Source organism: Rhizobium sp. 01L410 (assembly GCF_056400165.1).
Window position 1 is genome coordinate 25,260 of sequence record NZ_JBFTST010000018.1, and the last position, 17,500, is coordinate 42,759.

Here is a 17,500-nt window from a genome sequence, read left to right on the forward strand (position 1 = left end):
TCGTTCAATCCTCGTGCGGCAGGATGGCAATCTCGAACCAGTATTCCTTCAGCCGCTGAATCGCGGAGAACAGTCCGTCGAGATCGACAGGTTTCTGCACATAAGTATTGGCGCCGAGTGCATAGCAGCCTTCGATGTCGCGCTCGTCGTCCGATGTCGTCAGAATGACCACCGGGATCTTGCGCCACTGCGGGTTGGACTTGATGGCCTCAAGGGTCTTGCGGCCATCGAGGCCCGGCATGTTGAGGTCGAGCAGGATCAGGCCGGGGCGCGGGTTCATGCCGGCAAGCTCATCGAGCGCTTCCTGGCCAGAAGCGGCCCAGCGGATCGGGTTGCGCAGGTTTGTACGCTTGAAGGCACGCATCGTCGCCTCGAAGTCGTCCTCGCTGTCTTCGACAATCAGGATCGGCTGCATATCACGCGGCTGCATTGTGGCCCTCTCTGTTGCTTCCCAGCGTAAAGTAGAATGTGGTACCTGCACCCATCTCGGACTCCAGCCATATCTCGCCATTGTGGCGGCCAATGATCTTTCGCACGAAGGTCAGTCCGGCTCCGGTTCCATCATCCGAATCCTGCGATTTTTCAAGCCGTTTGAAAATCCGGAAAATGTCCTCGTAGAATTCCGTCGCGATGCCCTTGCCATTGTCCTTGACGAAAAACACGCCGCGCGCCGTTGCACCATCTTTGCCAGTGTATTGCTCCAGATAGCCGATGGTGACCAGCGGCTCCGGCTTGTCGTTATATTTGACGGCGTTGGTCACCAGGTTCCGGAACACCTCGGTCAGCCGCGTCGCGTCGCATACAACCTCGGGAAGCTCACCGTCCACCACGACCCGCGCGTGCCGCTCTTCCAGAAACACTTCCAGCGTCGCCACCACGTCCTTGATGACGAGATTGATGTCGGTGCGCTTGACGGCCAGCTGCTGGCGTCCGATGCGGGAGAAATAGAGAAGATCGTTGACGAGCTTCTCCATCCGCTGACTGAGCCGCACCAGCCGGTTGAGACGGCGAACGCCGTCCTCGTCGAGCTGGTTCTCGTAGTCCTCGAGCAGGAAGCGTGAGTGATTATGAAGCCCGCGCAACGGCTCCTTCAGATCGTGCGAGGCGATATAGGCGAATTCGTCGAGGTCCTGGTTGCTGCGTTCCAGATCGGCCGTATAGGCCTCCAGCTGCGCCAGCGTCGTCTTCAGCCGTTCCTGTTGCTGCACCCTGTCGCTGATGTCGCGCACGATGCCGACGAATGTCCGCGCGCCGCTTGTCGGCACCACGCTGACGGACAGATCGAGCGGAAACACCACGCCATTCTTGCGGCGGCCGGACACCATACGCGTCGTTCCGATGATCCGTTCCTCGCCGGTCTCATGGTAGTGCTGCAGGTAATGGTCATGCTCGGAGTGATAGGGCTCCGGCATCAGCATGTTGATGTTCTTGCCGAGCGTTTCGGATGGCAGATAGCCGAACATCTGCTCGGCCGCCGGATTGAAGCTGGAGATAACGCCGCGCTGGTCCATGGTGATCACGGCATCCGGCGTGTTGCGCACCAGTGAGCTGAAGCGGATGCGCTCGGTCTCCAGGCTGGCGCTATTGCGCATGTAATTGTGAACGAGATAGCCGATCAGCCACAGCAGGCCGATAGTGATCGCGCGGTTGGCAGCCTCGGGCCAGACGACCGTGTCGCTATGGTTGACGGCGAAAAAGCCGAGAAGGATGAGGACAGTGCAGACGAACGCCAGGTAGAGCGGCGCGTTGCGATTGCCGAACCAGAGGGCGGTCAAAATCAGCGGCACATAAAGAATGCCGTTCGCCACCCCGAGCGGCGTATAGAGGTCGGCGAGCAGTCCGGTGAAACAGACGACGCCCGGGATCCACAGCGGCACACTGGCGCTGCCCTGCGGCTGGCGCCACCAGGCGGCGGCCAACAATCCGCCGCCGAAGAACGTCACGCCGATCGACGTATGCAGCGCCATCGCCGCATAGGGACCCCAGCGATAACCCTCCTCGGCGCTGGTGACGTAAGCAGCGAAGGCGACCATGCCGAGCGTAATGATCACATAGCCCGTCAATTCCTGGAGGAGGGGAGCCCTGTCATCCTTCCAGTTCCGGCCGGCAAGCAGCGCAAGATTGCCGATCAGGAAGCAGAGCGTCGTGTTCGGTCCCATGCCGCCGCCGATCAGGTCGGAAAATTCCCGTGAGACGAGGAGGTTGGTCAGCACGCGATCGACCATATGCGAGGTGCGACCGAGCGAGATGATCTCAGCAAACCGCGTCACGGTGATTGCCGCCACACACAGCGAGATCAGGGACGCCGCCATGTTCAGACGCTGCAGCTTCGATACCGATCCCGCCAATGCCAGACCGGAGAGCACGAAGCAGAGCGCCGTATTGAACGCCATCGCCGGAAATTCCGGCACGACGGAGACGATGACCTCGACTTCAAGCAGCCAGCCGGTGATCGCGCAGATGCCGAGAAGCGTGATGAGCGTTCCGATGGCAATCGCGGCCACGCGGTAGTGGCCCTTCTTCTGCGCTTCGTCCCTCAAGCTGGCGGCATTCCACACGCGGTCGATCCTCCTGAATTCGGGTCATCTTTTCCGAAATGACCGAATACACAATAGGAAACGTAAGGTTGTGTACGTCTTTCCTCTGCCGATTCAGGGGAGGTTGATAACGATTCTTAGCGAAGTATCTTTATTGTCGCATCGCGAAACAGGCGGGACATCGCCGGTGGCGACTGGGTGAAGCGGCTATGCCCTTGATATTCTACATCGATGATAGCAAGGATGATCTCTTCTATCTCGATTACATGCACCGGAAGGGCGCCTTCACCGCCGAGCTTGTGTCGTTTTCCCAGGCGCAGCCGGTCTGGGAGATGCTGGAGGCGCGTCATGCCGTGGGCGAGCCGCTTCCCGATCTGCTGATCGCCGATCTCTACATGCCTCTCGACGACGGTCTTGCTTTGGTACGCAGGGTCAGCCTCGATCCCCGCTTCGCATCGGTGAAGCTTGGCATATGCAGCGGTTCGGATGCCGATGAGGACCGGGAGCGCTCGCTGGAAGCCGGCGCCCATATCTACCTGCAGAAGCCTTTGAATTTGAACGATAGTCTTCTCAATCAACTGGTGTAGGCGCGAGGTGCCCGAACACGCGACAGCGCGCTGAAACGCCAATTGACAAGGCTTGTTCAGCGTCCCAAGATACAACCAAGAGGAAGAGGAGTGATTTGAGCGCTGAGAGAGCCGACTGACCCATATTCGCCGCCACGAACTTCAGCCAACCCCTTAGCTGAATGGATCTATCGGCTCTCTCGCGCTTACTTCCGGCACTTTTCCCGCTACTCATGAGATCATGAACAACGAAAAATGCGATACCTAGGTAAGACTACGATTTCAGTATATCTGCCTTTGCATCACTTGCGGTTGAGAAATTGATGGGCTTGTTTGCCTTGGGATACTGGGAAGTCCCCGTCCCGTTATCCCCATCAACTGTCTCGGTTTTTTTGTAACTGTTCGCGTTTAGGACGTATATCCCAAGATTTCGGGATGGTGTGGAGTGACTTCTGGAAGTTTCGAGGTAAGGTTGCCGGAATGACCAATGCTGCGGCTGTTCCTTTTCATACTGGGCCCGAGCTGAACCGGGCCATCAACCGGACCGATTTCTTCCGCTTGTTCAAGGCGGCGGCACACCACTACCATTTCGACAATTTCGTTCTGGCAAAGATTTCCGAGGCGGCAGCGCCGTTCGGAGAGCGTGAAATCGTCATCACCAACGTGGCGGAGCGGCGTGCGACGCTGTTTATCCGTACACTGAAGGAGGCGCTGGGGGCGATCAAGGCGAAATCCGCGCAGTTCCTCACGTCACCGGTTTTCGGCAAGAGCGCGCAGCTGGAAGGTTATCCCGCCGATCTGGTGTTCAACGAATTCAACGGCAACACGTTTCTGTTGATTCCGCTCTTTACGCCAGAGGGGCGGCGATACTGTCTGGTGCTCAGCGGCGTTCGCCAGGAGCCGGACCAGAGCGAGATCGCCGACGTCCTGCTTGACGTCATGCGTATCTTCGACAAGCTGTACGAGGAAATCTTGACCCAGGAAATGTCTGGACGTCTGACGCAGCGCGAAGCCGAGATCGTCAAATGGACGAGCGAAGGCAAGACCTCTGCTGAGATCGCCATCATTCTCGGTTTGTCGGAGCATACGGTGAATTCGCATATTACGGCGGCAGTCAGAAAGCTCGACGCGGTCAACCGCGTACATATGGTAGCCATAGCGCTCCGGAACGGGCTCGTTTCGTGACCGGAGGGGATGGTATGGCAGGCGAGACAAGCGCCGGGCGGACCGTTAAGGTCCTGTTCGTGGACGACGAGTTCATTGAATTCCGTTCACTGAAGAAGAAGATCGGCAGCCTCTCGGAGCCGGCCGTCGATGTCGAATACGCCCAGTCGATCGGTGACGCCCTCGAGAAGATCAAGGCTGCGCGCTATGATCTGATCCTGCTCGACAACCGGCTGCTTCCGAATGCCGATTTCCGCGAGACGGTGCCGGAATTGCGCGGTATCGGCTATACCGGCCCCATCGGCGTGATCTCGACCGATATTTCGGACGGGTATTTCCAGCAGTTTCCGGATTACGGGGTCGATTTCCGTATCGGCAAGGACGAGATGGATGCGCGGACGCTGCAATATATCATCCGTGAATACGTGACCTACGACGTCCCGGATTTCTGGAAGGATGACTACACGATCTGACGGCTCAGGCAGGCAGACGGATTTCGAACCGGCTGCCGCTGGCGGATGATGCCGCAAGCTTCACCGTGCCGCCAAGCGCCGCGGCCAGCTCACGGCAAACCGTCAAGCCAAGTCCCGGCCCGGGAACTGTTCCGGCTTTTGGCAGCTTCCAGAACGCCTCGAAAATGCGTGCCTGATGCGCGGGATCGATGCCCCGGCCGTTATCGGTGACGGAAATGACGAGCTCTCCGCTATCGCGCACAGCCCCGACTTCCACCCGAAGGTCCTCTCGCTCGCCATGGGCAATCGCGTTGACGAAGAGCTGCTTCAGCACGGCCGTCAGCAAGGTGGGGTCGGTTCGCAGTTCCGGCAGCCCGCGATGAGCCAGCACGGCTTTGCTCTCTGGAAACTCCGCCGTGGCTTCAGACCACCCGGTCTCAGAAGCGATGGTCAGATCCACATTCTCGCGTGCGGCCTGCGGGGTGCCCGATGCAAAAGTCATCAGTGCCTTGGTCAGCTTCTGCGCCGTCTGCACCTTTTCGAGAATGGTCGTCAGGCTTTGCTTCTCGTCGGCGCTGATCCGGCCTTCGAGATCCTCAAGCAGGATTTCGGAATACATCGCGATGTGACGGAGCGGAGACTGCAGGTCGTGAGAGGCCACGGCCAGGAAGCGGCGGATCCGCTCCTCGGTGTTCCTGGTCTCTTCCGGCGTCGTGCTGGATGACATGGCGGTATCTCCCCTCGACCTTGGGAGCACCATAGAAAGCGGGCGCCGGTTCCGCAACCGGCGCCCGCCTCAAGCTTTTGTTAGCAACCGGTTTTTAGCCGATCGACTTGCGCGGCTCTGCCGGTGCCGGAGGAATGATCTCGGCTTCCGGCTTGGCGTCTGTCGCCGGCTTGGCGTGGCGGCGGCGCCAGTCGCCAAGGAACAGCAGGATCGGGGCTGCGATGAAGATCGACGACGCTCCGGCAACGAGAATGCCGAATACCATCGGGATCGCGAAGCTTTCGACGGCACTGCCGCCCCAGATCGCCATCGGTAGCAGCGCGAGGAAGGCCGTCGCGTTGGTGTAGAGGCTTCGGGCCAGCGTCTCGTTAATCGAGCGGTCGATGATCTCGCGCAGCGGCATCGACTTGTAGAGACGCATGTTTTCACGCATGCGGTCGTAAACGACGACCTTGTCGTTCACCGAGTAGCCGACAAGCGTCAGGATCGCCGCGATAGCGGTCAGGTTGAAGTCCAGGCCCGTCAGCGCGAAGAAGCCGATCGCCTTCGTCACGTCGAGAACGAGCGTGACGATTGCGCCGACCGCAAACGGCCATTCGAAGCGCGCCCAGATATAGGCGAGCATCGCCAGACTGGCGATGACAACGGACAGGATGCCGGCCCATGCGAGTTCGCCAGAGACCTTCGGGCCGATGACGTCGGTGCCAGTCACCGTCGCCGACGGATCGATCTTGACGATCTCGTTCTTCAGCTTCTCGACAGCAACGGTCTGGGCTTCTTCGCCGCCGTCCTGGCGCTGTGCGCGCACGGCCATGGTGTTGTTGTCACCATAGGACTGCAGGGAGACTTCGCCGAGGCCAAGGCTGTTCAGACCTTCGCGGAACTTGCCGAGATCGGCCGCCTCGGTCGTCTTGACCGACATCTGGATACCACCACGGAAATCGACGCCATAGTTGAGGCCCGGATGGATGAAGAGGATGACGGATGCGATCGAAAGCAGCGCCGAGACGCTGACGCCGAAGAAGCGTGCCTTCATGAACTGGATGTGGCGGCCGTAGGGGTTGAACATCATTGGCAGCAGCGGCTTGATGTTCAGAACCTTGAGCTTCTGGCGGCGTGTAATCTCGATCATCGTGACGCGAACGAAGGCGACCGAGGTGAACATCGAGATGATCAGGCCGAGAGCCATGGTAACGGCGAAGCCGCGGACCGGGCCGGAGCCGAACCAGAACAGGATGGCGGCGGCAATCAGCGCCGTCATGTTGCCGTCGATAATCGTGGAGTAGGCGCGGCGGAAGCCGGTGTCGATAGCGGCAAAGGCGCTCTTGCCCTTGCGCGTTTCTTCGCGGATGCGCTCGTTGATCAGAACGTTCGCGTCAACGGCCAGACCGATGCCGAGCACGATACCGGCAATACCCGGCAGCGTCAGCGTCGCGCCGACCAGCGTGAGGGCCGAGAAGGTGAGGATCGTGTGGATCAGCAGGGCGAAGTTCGCGAGGAAGCCCCACTTGCCATAGAGGACGAAGATGAAGAGGGCGACGAGGACGAAGCCGACGATGCCCGAATAGATACCCATGCGGATCGCATCGGCGCCGAGGTCTGCACCGACGGTGCGTTCTTCGATGACGGTCAGCTTGGCGGGCAGGGCGCCGGCGCGCAGCATGGCTGCAAGCGTCGTTGCGGTATCCGCCGAGAAGCTGCCGGAAATCTGGCCGGAGCCGCCGGTGATCGGTTCGCGGATGACCGGCGCGCTCAGCACCTTGTCGTCGAGAACGATGGCGAAGGGATTGCCGACATTCTGGCGGGTGATATCGGCAAAGCGGGTTGCACCGGCGCTGTCGAAGCGGAAGCTGACGATCGGCTCATGCGTATTCGGGTCGAAGCCGACGCGGGCATCCGAGAGGCGGTCGCCGGAGATTTCGACACGGTCGAGAACCGGATAGCTCTCGCCCTTGTCGTCCTTCAGCATGGTCACACCAGGACCCGGCTGGTTGTTCGGGGCAAGCATGTGGAACGACATCTTGGCGGTCGAGCCGAGGAGCTGGCGCAGACGCGACGGATCCTGCGCGCCCGGCAGCTGCACGAGAACGCGGTTCGCGCCGATGCGCTGGATCGTCGGTTCGGCAACGCCAACCTGGTCGACGCGCTGGCGGATGACTTCAAGGCTCTGTTGAACGGCGGAATCGACATGGCTTGCGAGACCGGCCGGCGAGAAGGCGACGATCACGTTGCCGCCGTTGGTCGTGACCGAGAGATCGGACTGACCGGCGCTGAGGCCCGTGCTGATCGGGTTGCCGAGCGTCTGCAGCTGGGTAACCGCTGCGCCGCTCTGTTCCGGATCAACAGGGGTAACGACGATCTGGTTGTTGTTGAGAACGATCGACTTCGTCTGGATGCTCTTTTCGCGCAGAACGCGGCGGGCGTCCTGCAGCAGGGTCTGCAGCCGTTCCTTGGTCAGATCGGCTTCGTCGACTTCGAGAACGAGGTGCGAGCCGCCGCGAAGGTCGAGGCCGAGGGAGACCTGGCTATGCGGCAGCCAGGCCGGCAGCCTGCTGAGGGTGCTTTGCGACAGCACGTTCGGCAGCGCGATGATGAGGCCGAGCACGATGATCACCGAATAGGTGAACACCAGCCATGGTGAATTGCGCATTCTATCTGATCCTTGAATAAAAGTAGGCCGGCGCAAGGCGCTGGCTGTGTCTCTGCATGTTCTTGAAGCGCGAGTGGCGCGGAAAATCAGGCGAGCGGCGGTGCGCGAGGCTGATGGGCCGCCGTGGCGGCGGGCCGGGTGGCCGTATCGGTGACGCCCGCAGTCGCAGGTGCCGGCCATTCGGCGAATTCGAGATGTGGAAGAAGCGGCAGCGCGGCTGCATCGGAATCGTGCAGCGTCTGCTTTGGCGCGATCTTGCGGTCGGTAGCAAGCAGCCCGCGAACGGCTTCACGCGCCGTCAGCTGCAGCGGCTGCGTTTCCTTCCCAGGTGCACTCAACGCATTGTTGGTCTGGGAATCGGGTCCGAGAATAAGGTTTCCGCCAAGCAGCAGGCCGAGATAGGCAAAGATTGCAAGCACGAGGGAAACGGCGATGCGAGCGCTCAGGCGGCGCGCATCCGGCATTCCCTCATCATTCCTTGCGATCTCGCTCTCAAACCGGCTCAAAAGCGCAAAAACCCGTCATTCTTTCGCTGGCGGCTCTGTGACCGCTGGCGGAATTGTATCAGTCTCCGGCCCATCTTCATAGGCTGGACTGTCATGATGCACTTGAGCCAGCCGGTCAACCATTCCCATGGCGATTTCTCGTTCGCCCATGATCACGGTATCGGCGCCATACTGCTTTAACGCCTCGACCTCTGCATCCGAATGGGCGCGCGCGACGATGAGGATGGACGGGTTGACCGCGCGGCCAAGCTCGGCGACGTGGCATGCCTCAAAGGCGTTCGGAATGGCGATGACAAGGCTACGGGCGCCCGTCAGGTTGGCAAGATCGAGCACTTCGCGGGCGGCGGCATTGCCCATTACTGTTTCCACGCCCTGTGCCTTCAGCTCCTCGATCCGCTTTTCCGCATCCTCGATGACAAGGAAAGGCGTGCCCGAGGATTTGAGGTTCTGACCGACGATGCTGCCGACGCGGCCATAGCCGACAAGGATAGCGTGGCCGGACAGTGCCGTTGGAAGGACCTCGTCTTCAGGCTCGACGGGTTCGGCCGGTGCAGCCTCCACGGGCGCTTCCTCGCGTTTCGGCCGCTCCAGAAGCGGCTTGATGCGATCGCAGAGATAGAAAAGCGCCGGATTGAGGATGATCGAGATGATCGCACCTGCAAGGATCAGGTCGCGGCCTTCTTCCGGCAGCAGGCCGAGATCGACGCCGAGAGCCGCCAGAATGAAGGAGAATTCGCCGATCTGACCAAGGCTTGCGGAAATCGTCAGCGCGGTGCTCACGGATTTCCGGAACAGCAGCACGATCAGCAAGGCTGCAACCGATTTGCCGATGACGATGATGAAGACAGTGGCTAGAACCGGCAGCGGCTTTTCGATCAGGATGTTCGGATCGAACAGCATGCCGACGGAAACGAAGAACAGAACCGCGAAAGCGTCGCGTAGCGGCAGGCTTTCCTGGGCGGCGCGGTGGCTGAGCTCGCTTTCGGCAAGCACCATGCCGGCGAAGAAGGCACCGAGCGCCAGCGAAACGCCGAACATCTTCGAGGCGCCGAAGGCCACGCCGAGCGCGATTGCCAGAACGCCTAGGCGGAAGAGCTCGCGCGAACCGGTATGAGCGATGCGATGCATCGTCCAGGGGATCAGCTTTCGCCCGAAGATCAGCATCAGCGCCACGAACAGCGCTACCTTAACCAGCGTCATGCCGATGATGCCACCAATGCCGAGGTCGAGCCCGAGCAACCGGTTGAGACCAGCAGACAGCGGCTCGACCGTCGCATGCTCACCACCGCCGATGCTGGCGGCGGCCGGGATGAGAACGAGAGCCAGAACCATCGCAAGATCTTCGACGATCAGCCAGCCGACGGCGATCTTGCCGCGCTCCGTCTCGACCAGCCGCCGCTCCTGCAATGCTTTGAGAAGGACGACTGTCGAGGCGACGGAGAGAGCGAGACCAAAGACGAGACTGCCGCCCGTCGGCCATCCCATCAGCCAGCCCAGACCCCAGCCGAGCAGTGTCGCAAAGGCAATCTGCACGATCGCGCCGGGAACCGCGATGCCGCGAACGGAGAGGAGGTCTTTCAGCGAGAAATGCAGACCGACGCCGAACATCAGCAGGATAACGCCGATTTCGGCAAGTTCGGGCGCGAGATTCTGGTCAGCCACATAGCCAGGCGTGTGCGGGCCAACGAGGATACCGGCGAGCAGGTAACCCACGAGCGGCGGCAATTTCAGCCTGTTGGCAATGGCGCCGAAGATAAACGCCAGCACGAGACCCCCGACAATTGTCGAAATCAAAGGTGTATCGTGCGGCATCGCAATCTCCCGATCTGGCATTCCCGTTCAAAACATGACATATATGGCTTATGTTGACCAATATGGGTGACTTAAAATCATGGGTCAAGGCGCAAAAGAAACAATTCTGACGCCTGCTTTATGCCGCGCAGCACGTGGCCTGCTCGATTGGACGCAGAGCGACCTTGCAGACAAGGCCGCGGTCTCGCGCAGCACGATACGCGACTACGAGGGACGGCACCACGAAATCCATCGTGCGACGGAGGCACAGCTGCGCCTCGCCTTCGAGGATGGCGGCGTGAAATTCGTCGATGTCGAGGGGGCGGGGACCGGCCTATGCCTGCCCCCGCGAAATACCGGTTAAGCTATCTGCTACGATTGCTTGTCAAAGCAGGTGCCCGGCGTCTTGTAGGCATAGATAGTCTTGCCGCGATAGTAGCCATTGGCGGGCTGCCAGCTCTTCACGAGCTCAGCGGTGCCGCCATTGGTGCAGGTGAGTTCGTAACGGCTGACGAACAGCACCGGCTCCTGAGATCCCGCGGGCAGGGCAAAATTCTGCTCGTAGTAGCTCTTCGGGAAATCGGCCGGCGGCCGGGCGTATACCTTCACCGGATCGGCGCGCAGCGTGTGGAACATGTCGGCGATGAAATCACGGTTGTCGGTGACGATTGCCGCGGCGCCCGCCTGCTTCGCCAGCTCGGCGGCCTCGCGGCTGATATCGGCACGGCCGAGATAGCGTTTCATGATCTCATTGCCGCCCGGCAGCACCAGTTGATGCGCGAAGATCGTCGCAAGCGGGAAGACGATGCTCGCAAATGCGCCGATGCTGAGCGAAATCTTGAGGCCCTTCGGCCATAGCTGCGCAAGGATGGAGACGGCAAGCACGGTGCCTGCGACATAGGCCGTGACGCCCCAGTTCGCCTCGGCCTTGGCGACGAAAGCCTGCAGCGTGATCAGGAAGACGACCGGCAGCGAGAACCAGACGAGCAGTTTCTCGGTTTCGCCGCTTCTGCCTCTGATCATCCGCCACGCCGCCCAAAGCATCGCGAAGAAGATGATCGGTCCGACGACGCCGAATTGTGCGGCGAAGAACTCTCCGGCTCCGGCGAAGTCGAGCTTCATCTTGTCCCATTTGGCGATGTCTTCGGTGTGGCGAACGGTGGTCGCATCATGCGTGAAGTTCCACCAGAGGTTCGGCGCCGCAAAAACAAGCGCCGTTACCACGGAAATGAAGAAGTCGCGCCAGGCGATGCGCGCGGCCGGCACGAACAGCAGGGCGATGAGTCCGCCGGGAACGACGAAAAGGATCGCGTATTTGGATAGGAACGAGCATCCGAACGCAGCCCCCATCAAAAGCGCCAGGCCGACCGACGGCTTTTTCGTCAGGCCCGCATAGGCCCAGAGGCCGATCGTCATGAAGAACAGCAGCACCACGTCGGTGGAGAAGAACACGGAAGACAGCGCCACCGCAGGCATCGTCACATAGATCGCGCCCGTCCAGCCTTCGATCTCGGGACCGGCGAAGCGCTTGGCAAGCTTCATCAGCAAAACGGCGGTTGCCGCATGCACAATCGGGCCGCCGACACGCACCCAGAAGATATCGCTCGACCCGCCGAGAGCAGTGAAGGCGCGGATGAACCAGGCGATCATTGGCGGCTTCGAGTAGTAACCGAAATCGAGATTTTGCGACCAGAACCAGTATTGCGCCTCGTCGACGAAGAAATCCGTCGTGTCGAAATGCAACGTCACAATGCGCCACAGGGTGACGGCAAGAATGATGAAAAGGCCGGTTCTGGCTGACATATGGTACTTCCGCTGGTTAAGGCGCTTGCCATACATCAGCCGGGCAGGGCTGCCAACAAGGGCAGCTCAGAAAGCCGCACTATGCCGCAGCGAAAGGCTTTTCAGAGAACGCGCAGATCGCTTGAGCCGCGGCGTGCTTCGATTTGATCGAGCAGGGCAACGGCGGCCAGCGTAGCGATTGCGATGAGGCAGGATCCCAGTCCGAGAACAATCATTGCTCTATCCTTAACGACATCATGTCATGTCTTAAGGGTGGGATATAACACAAAGCTTGCGCAGGACTTGTAGCATGCCTGCAACTCCTTGGGACTATTTCGTTTGTAGGCTCAGGAATGCTTTCAAAAGCTTGGCTGATTAAAATCCGCATTAACCTTCAAGCAAGGAATTAACCATAAACATTGCGATACACGTCGGAATGGGAAATGTTGCTCGTTCCCACCAGGCATGACGCCGTCCCGCCGTACCGGCTCGATCCGGTATCCATCTCTTTTCCGAAACAGATTTCTGTTGATGGGAGACGCCTGTTCTCCGGCCATATGCCGGTGACAAAGGCCTCCCTGCATTGTGCTCGTCGGATGGAGCAAAACGGTTTTTTCACCGGACAAGGTCCGGATGTTGTTGGGGACAGGCATTGCGGCAGGATATGCCATCAGATCAGGCCAAGGGCGCACAGGCAGGCAGCCTCCGCGACCGCCTGCGCTTTGCCGGCCTCGATGCCGAGCAATGCGAGCTTGTCCGCCGTCACCGCCCGCTGCTCGAGGGCCAGCTGAAGAGCGGCCTGCGCGATCTCTTTCAGCGCTTCCAGGCTTTCCCTGATGCGGCAGAAAATTTTCAGAACGACCGCCAGCTCGACCGGCTGCACGACCTGCAATCGTCGCACTGGGATGTGCTGACCGATGCCCGGTTCGACGGTCTGTATGCCGAGCGCGTCAAGGTTCTGTCCGATACCGAAAGCAAGATGGGCCTCGACCCGCGCTGGCACGTCGCCGGTCACGGCGTCATGCTGGAGCATCTGATCTCGGGCCTCGCAGGCGATCTTGCCGGCAAGCCGCTGCTTCCAGGTGCAAAGCGCCGCGCCAGGGAAATCACCGGGATGATGACCGCGATCATCCGCCTGGTCATGGTCGATGTCGAAATCGCCGTGTCGCTTCGCTTCAATGCTTTGCGCGCATCGCAGGCACATCTGCTCTCGGAACAGCGCGCCAAGGACAAGGACGACGTCGCCCGCATCTTCGCCGATGTCATCGACGGTCTCGTCGCCCGCGATCTCACGGTGCGCGCACCTGTCGAGACTGACGGCGCTCATGCCGAGATTGCCGCCGCTCTCAATAGTGCGCTCGACACCCTGCAGGCAGAATTCACGCAGATCTCCGACCGGACACAGAGAGCAGAGCTATCGACGCGCTCGCTCTCGGATGTCTCGAAGGGGTTTGCTGGACGCGCCGCCGGGCAAGCTGACGAGCTGCAGTCGTCGGCCGCTGCACTACAGGCCATCGCCGAAAGCGTCCGCCAGGGTGCAGCGGGAAGCCGCGCTGCCGAACAGGCCGCAGCCTCGACGCGTGTTGCCGCCGAGGAAAGTGGCGCTGTCGTCGGCCGGGCGATATCCGCCATGGCCGATATCGAGCAGTCGGCGGAAAAGATCGGCCAGATCATCGGCACGATCGACGAGATTGCCTTCCAGACCAACCTTCTGGCGCTCAATGCCGGTATCGAAGCGGCGCGCGCCGGTGATTCCGGCCGCGGCTTTGCCGTCGTCGCTCAGGAAGTCCGGGCTCTGGCGCAACGTTCGGCGGAAGCAGCCCGTGAAATCAAGACGCTGGTCTCTACCACCAAGGCACAGGTCGATGCCGGCGTACAGATGGTCGGCCGCACGCAGGATTCGATCGGCAGCATCGTCCGCCAGGTCACCGGCATCAACGAGGCGATCACCACCATTGCCGCAAATACCGGTGAGCACGCGGCGAGCCTCGATGCGCTGACCGGTGACGTGAAAAACCTTGGCGCCGATGTTGCGGCAAGCGCAGGCGTCGCCCGCAATTCGGCCGATGGCGCCGACCACCTGCATACCGTCATCCTGGAACTCGGCCAGACGATCCGCGAATTCCGCATCGCTCGCGAAAATGCGCAGCCGGTGCGCCAGAAGATCGCCCGTCCGGCGGTCCAGCCGCGTGTCGAGATCGCTGCCCGGCCGATGACGCTCGACGAGCAATACGACAACGAAGATTTCGGTTTTTCCCGCCAGGTTTCAGGCCTCGGAGGGCGGAATGTTTACTAACCTATCTGAATATGAGGGCCGCTCGCATTCGAGGGCGGGACACAAGGAAACAAGGACAGGCTGATGGCAGCGAAGAAGAGCGGCAAGACGCTTAATCTTGCAGCGATACTCGACCTCAATGAAGCGGCGCCACTGCGCGACAAGCTTCTGGCAATGCGCGGTAGCGACATCGTTATCGATGCGTCCAGCGTCGAGCGGGTCGGCGGTCTGTGCACGCAGGTATTGCTGGCAGCAGAGAAGACCTGGGATCAGGACAAGCTGTCGTTCAGCTTCTCGAAGATGTCTGATGCATTCGAAAAAACCATGCAGCTGGTCGGCGTCGATGTAGACCACCTGCTTGCCAAGGAGATCCGGCAATGAAGAAAAAAGTGCTTACCGTGGATGACTCACGGACGATCCGAAACATGCTTCTCGTGACGCTCAACAATGCGGGCTTCGAGACGATCCAGGCGGAAGACGGCGTCGAGGGCCTCGAAGTCCTCGAAGAATCCAACCCTGACGTCATCGTCACCGACATCAACATGCCGCGTCTCGACGGTTTTGGCTTCATCGAAGGCGTTCGCCGCAACGAAAAGTACCGTGCGATTCCGATCCTGGTGCTGACCACCGAAAGCGACGCTGAAAAGAAGAACCGTGCCCGCCAGGCCGGTGCGACAGGCTGGATCGTCAAGCCTTTCGACCCTGCCAAGCTGATCGATGCCATTGAGCGTGTAACCGCTTAAACCCAGGAACTTCTCCTATGGATATGAACGAAATCAAAGAGATCTTTTTTCAGGAGTGCGAGGAACAGCTCGCCGAACTGGAATCCGGTCTGCTGAAACTGAATGATGGCGATCGCGATCCGGAAACCGTCAACGCGGTGTTCCGTGCCGTCCACTCGATCAAGGGCGGCGCTGGCGCCTTCGGTCTGGACGATCTCGTCGCCTTCGCCCATGTGTTCGAGACTACACTTGATTGCGTTCGTTCCAACAAGCTTGAGCCCAACCAGGACGTCCTGAAGGTCATGCTGAAGTCGGCCGACGTTCTGGCGGATCTGACCAACGCCGCCCGCGACGGCGGCAGCGTCGACGAAACGCGCAGCCGCGGCCTGGTGAAGGAACTTGAAGCGCTGGCGCACGGCGAAATACCGTCGGCCGCCGCTGCTGCCGAAGCCCCGGCCCCGAAGCCCGCCGCAAAGCCCGCTCCGGCACCGGTTGCTGCAGCGCCCGTACCGACCGACGACAGCGGCTTCCAGCCGATCCCGTTCTCCTTCGGCGATTTCGGCGACGAAGAAGAAGCCGGTTCCGATCTGCCGGCCTACGAGATCGTCTTCAAGCCGCGCTCGGATCTCTACTCGAAGGGTAACGACGCTACCCTCCTGCTGCGCGATCTTTCCCGCCTCGGCGAGATGAGCATCTACTGCAACACGGACGCTCTCGTCGGCATCGACGAGATCGACCCGGAAGCGGCCTATTTCTTCTGGAACGTTACGCTCCGCACGGACAAGGGTGAAGACGCCATCCGTACCGTCTTCGAATTTGCCGAGTGGGATTGCGATCTGACGATCACCCCTGTCGAAGACGCCAAGGCCGCCGAAGCTTCCAACGACGAACTGCCGATGGTGCCGGTTCCCTTCGATCTCTCCGTTCTCGACGAAGGCGCTGAAGCACCTGCCGAAACGGCAAAGTCGGATGCCGCTGCTGCTGTTGCCGCCGCCGAGACGGCTTCCAACGTCACGCAAATGGCTGCTGCCGCTTCCCGCGTCGAGAAGAAGGAATCGGCCGCCGCTGCCAGCGCTGCTGCCGCAGCCGCTGCCCAGAACAACGCCGCTGCCGCCAGCGCCGGCCAGACGATCCGCGTCGATCTCGATCGCGTCGACCGCCTGATCAACCTCGTCGGCGAGCTCGTCATCAATCAGGCGATGCTCTCGCAGAGTGTCATCGAAAACGACGCGACCGGTACGTCTGCCGTCAACATGGGCCTCGAGGAGCTGCAGCAGCTCACCCGCGAGATCCAGGACTCGGTCATGGCGATCCGCGCGCAGCCGGTGAAGCCGGTCTTCCAGCGTATGTCGCGTATCGTCCGCGAAATCGCCGACATGACCGGTAAGTCGATCCGCCTGATCACCGAAGGTGAAAACACCGAAGTCGACAAGACGGTCATTGACAAGCTTGCCGAACCGCTGACGCACATGATCCGTAACGCAGTCGACCACGGCGTCGAAAGCCCGGAGAAGCGCACGGCGCTCGGAAAGAATCCGGAAGGCACGGTTCGCCTGACGGCAAAGCATCGTTCGGGCCGCATCCTGATCGAACTCGCCGACGACGGCGCCGGCATCAACCGCGAAAAGGTCAAGCAGAAGGCAATTGCCAACGAGCTGATCCCGGCCGATGCCAACCTGTCGGATGAAGAAATCGACAACCTGATCTTCCTGCCGGGCTTCTCCACGGCCGACAAGATCTCCGATATCTCCGGCCGCGGGGTCGGCATGGACGTCGTCAAGCGCTCGATCCAGGCGCTCGGCGGCCGCATCAACATCACCTCGAAGCCGGGCCATGGATCGGTCTTCACGATGAGCCTGCCGCTGACACTCGCCGTCCTCGACGGCATGGTCGTCACGGTCGCCGGCCAGACGCTGGTCGTGCCGCTGACGGCAATCGTCGAGACATTGCAGCCGGAAGCGGCTGCGATCCACTCCTTCGGTGCGAGCCATCGCCTGATCTCGATCCGCAACTCCTTCTGCCCGCTGGTGGATGTGGGCCGGATCCTCAACTTCCGCGCCACCCAGGCAAACCCTGTCGAAGGTGTCGCCCTGCTGGTGGAATCCGAAGGTGGCGGTCAGCGCGCTCTGATGGTCGATGCCATTCAGGGTCAGCGCCAGGTCGTCATCAAGAGCCTGGAAGCCAACTATACCCACGTTCCGGGTATCGCGGCTGCAACGATCCTCGGAGATGGCCGCGTGGCGCTCATCCTCGACGTCGATGCGGTGGTCGGCGCATCGCGCGGCCAGGCCCTGAAGCAAGAAATCTCCTTGGCGGCGGCAGGTTAAG

At 60.7% G+C, this 17,500-nt stretch carries 15 protein-coding genes; 8 read left to right on the forward strand and 7 right to left on the reverse strand.

The window, feature by feature from the left end; genetic code table 11:
* Positions 1-4 precede the first annotated feature (4 nt).
* Entirely contained in the window at positions 5-430 is a 426-nt protein-coding gene (locus tag AC1DV9_RS27660) for a response regulator (protein WP_112387563.1), read from the reverse strand.
* Positions 417-2,558, reverse strand: coding sequence for a sensor histidine kinase (locus AC1DV9_RS27665; protein ID WP_477950983.1), 2,142 nt, complete (start codon positions 2,556-2,558; stop codon positions 417-419). Before AC1DV9_RS27665 ends, AC1DV9_RS27660 begins: the two co-directional genes overlap by 14 nt.
* A 188-nt stretch (positions 2,559-2,746) precedes the next feature.
* Here AC1DV9_RS27665 and AC1DV9_RS27670 point away from each other — a divergent pair, with 188 nt between their 5' ends.
* The 3 genes from AC1DV9_RS27670 (at position 2,747) to AC1DV9_RS27680 (ending at position 4,740) form a co-directional block, all read left to right on the forward strand.
* The gene (locus tag AC1DV9_RS27670; RefSeq protein WP_477950984.1) at positions 2,747-3,124 is read left to right on the forward strand and encodes a response regulator; all 378 of its coding nucleotides are present in this window, start codon (positions 2,747-2,749) and stop codon (positions 3,122-3,124) included.
* A 459-nt stretch (positions 3,125-3,583) separates the two neighbouring features.
* Entirely contained in the window at positions 3,584-4,288 is a 705-nt protein-coding gene (locus AC1DV9_RS27675; protein WP_112387566.1) for a response regulator transcription factor, read from the forward strand.
* A gap of 14 nt (positions 4,289-4,302) precedes the next feature.
* A complete protein-coding gene (locus tag AC1DV9_RS27680; protein WP_112513976.1) occupies positions 4,303-4,740 on the forward strand; it encodes a response regulator in 438 nt (145 codons plus the stop codon).
* 4 nt (positions 4,741-4,744) lie between these two features.
* On the opposite strand, the gene AC1DV9_RS27685 is transcribed toward AC1DV9_RS27680, so the two are convergent.
* The 4 genes from AC1DV9_RS27685 to ybaL all read right to left on the reverse strand — a co-directional run bounded on the left by AC1DV9_RS27685 (position 4,745) and on the right by ybaL (position 10,414).
* Positions 4,745-5,446, reverse strand: coding sequence for a sensor histidine kinase (locus tag AC1DV9_RS27685; protein WP_477950986.1), 702 nt, complete (start codon positions 5,444-5,446; stop codon positions 4,745-4,747).
* 94 nt (positions 5,447-5,540) lie between these two features.
* Entirely contained in the window at positions 5,541-8,096 is a 2,556-nt protein-coding gene (secD, locus tag AC1DV9_RS27690; RefSeq protein WP_477950988.1) for a protein translocase subunit SecD, read from the reverse strand.
* A gap of 86 nt (positions 8,097-8,182) precedes the next feature.
* Positions 8,183-8,560, reverse strand: coding sequence for a hypothetical protein (locus AC1DV9_RS27695; protein ID WP_310292980.1), 378 nt, complete (start codon positions 8,558-8,560; stop codon positions 8,183-8,185).
* A gap of 57 nt (positions 8,561-8,617) precedes the next feature.
* Positions 8,618-10,414 carry a YbaL family putative K(+) efflux transporter gene (gene ybaL, locus AC1DV9_RS27700; RefSeq protein ID WP_112513974.1) on the reverse strand — a complete coding sequence of 599 codons (1,797 nt, stop codon included), beginning with the start codon at positions 10,412-10,414 and terminating at the stop codon, positions 8,618-8,620.
* Between the two features lie 79 nt (positions 10,415-10,493).
* Between ybaL and AC1DV9_RS27705 the strand changes: the two genes are divergently transcribed.
* Positions 10,494-10,757 (forward strand): helix-turn-helix transcriptional regulator, encoded by a 264-nt coding sequence (locus AC1DV9_RS27705; RefSeq protein WP_477950991.1) that lies wholly within the window; start codon positions 10,494-10,496, stop codon positions 10,755-10,757.
* Positions 10,758-10,765: 8 nt separating this feature from the next.
* On the opposite strand, the gene AC1DV9_RS27710 is transcribed toward AC1DV9_RS27705, so the two are convergent.
* On the reverse strand, positions 10,766-12,196 hold the full coding sequence (locus AC1DV9_RS27710; protein WP_477950993.1) for an ArnT family glycosyltransferase: 1,431 nt from the start codon (positions 12,194-12,196) through the stop codon (positions 10,766-10,768).
* A gap of 643 nt (positions 12,197-12,839) precedes the next feature.
* On the opposite strand from AC1DV9_RS27710, the gene AC1DV9_RS27715 reads away from it, so the two are divergent.
* From AC1DV9_RS27715 to AC1DV9_RS27730, 4 genes are all read left to right on the forward strand, one after another.
* Entirely contained in the window at positions 12,840-14,471 is a 1,632-nt protein-coding gene (locus AC1DV9_RS27715; RefSeq protein ID WP_477950995.1) for a methyl-accepting chemotaxis protein, read from the forward strand.
* Between the two features lie 63 nt (positions 14,472-14,534).
* A complete protein-coding gene (locus tag AC1DV9_RS27720) occupies positions 14,535-14,831 on the forward strand; it encodes an STAS domain-containing protein (RefSeq protein ID WP_112387575.1) in 297 nt (98 codons plus the stop codon).
* Entirely contained in the window at positions 14,828-15,193 is a 366-nt protein-coding gene (gene cheY1 / locus AC1DV9_RS27725; protein ID WP_003570362.1) for a chemotaxis response regulator CheY1, read from the forward strand. The genes AC1DV9_RS27720 and cheY1 overlap by 4 nt, the downstream gene beginning before the upstream one ends.
* Before the next feature lie 17 nt (positions 15,194-15,210).
* The gene (locus AC1DV9_RS27730; RefSeq protein ID WP_477950996.1) at positions 15,211-17,499 is read left to right on the forward strand and encodes a chemotaxis protein CheA; all 2,289 of its coding nucleotides are present in this window, start codon (positions 15,211-15,213) and stop codon (positions 17,497-17,499) included.
* Position 17,500: the final 1 nt, after the last annotated feature.

Excerpts from the sequence above, each read along its gene's own strand:
- AC1DV9_RS27695 (WP_310292980.1), bottom strand. The coding sequence starts at position 8,560 with ATGCCGGATGCGCGCCGCCTGAGCGCTCGCATCGCCGTTTCCCTCGTG.
- secD (WP_477950988.1), bottom strand. The coding sequence starts at position 8,096 with ATGCGCAATTCACCATGGCTGGTGTTCACCTATTCGGTGATCATCGTG.
- AC1DV9_RS27705 (WP_477950991.1), top strand. The coding sequence starts at position 10,494 with ATGGGTCAAGGCGCAAAAGAAACAATTCTGACGCCTGCTTTATGCCGC.
- AC1DV9_RS27660 (WP_112387563.1), bottom strand. The coding sequence starts at position 430 with ATGCAGCCGCGTGATATGCAGCCGATCCTGATTGTCGAAGACAGCGAG.
- AC1DV9_RS27730 (WP_477950996.1), top strand. The coding sequence starts at position 15,211 with ATGGATATGAACGAAATCAAAGAGATCTTTTTTCAGGAGTGCGAGGAA.
- AC1DV9_RS27670 (WP_477950984.1), top strand. The coding sequence starts at position 2,747 with ATGCCCTTGATATTCTACATCGATGATAGCAAGGATGATCTCTTCTAT.
- cheY1 (WP_003570362.1), top strand. The coding sequence starts at position 14,828 with ATGAAGAAAAAAGTGCTTACCGTGGATGACTCACGGACGATCCGAAAC.
- AC1DV9_RS27675 (WP_112387566.1), top strand. The coding sequence starts at position 3,584 with ATGACCAATGCTGCGGCTGTTCCTTTTCATACTGGGCCCGAGCTGAAC.
- AC1DV9_RS27680 (WP_112513976.1), top strand. The coding sequence starts at position 4,303 with ATGGCAGGCGAGACAAGCGCCGGGCGGACCGTTAAGGTCCTGTTCGTG.
- AC1DV9_RS27685 (WP_477950986.1), bottom strand. The coding sequence starts at position 5,446 with ATGTCATCCAGCACGACGCCGGAAGAGACCAGGAACACCGAGGAGCGG.
- AC1DV9_RS27715 (WP_477950995.1), top strand. The coding sequence starts at position 12,840 with ATGCCATCAGATCAGGCCAAGGGCGCACAGGCAGGCAGCCTCCGCGAC.
- AC1DV9_RS27720 (WP_112387575.1), top strand. The coding sequence starts at position 14,535 with ATGGCAGCGAAGAAGAGCGGCAAGACGCTTAATCTTGCAGCGATACTC.
- AC1DV9_RS27710 (WP_477950993.1), bottom strand. The coding sequence starts at position 12,196 with ATGTCAGCCAGAACCGGCCTTTTCATCATTCTTGCCGTCACCCTGTGG.
- ybaL (WP_112513974.1), bottom strand. The coding sequence starts at position 10,414 with ATGCCGCACGATACACCTTTGATTTCGACAATTGTCGGGGGTCTCGTG.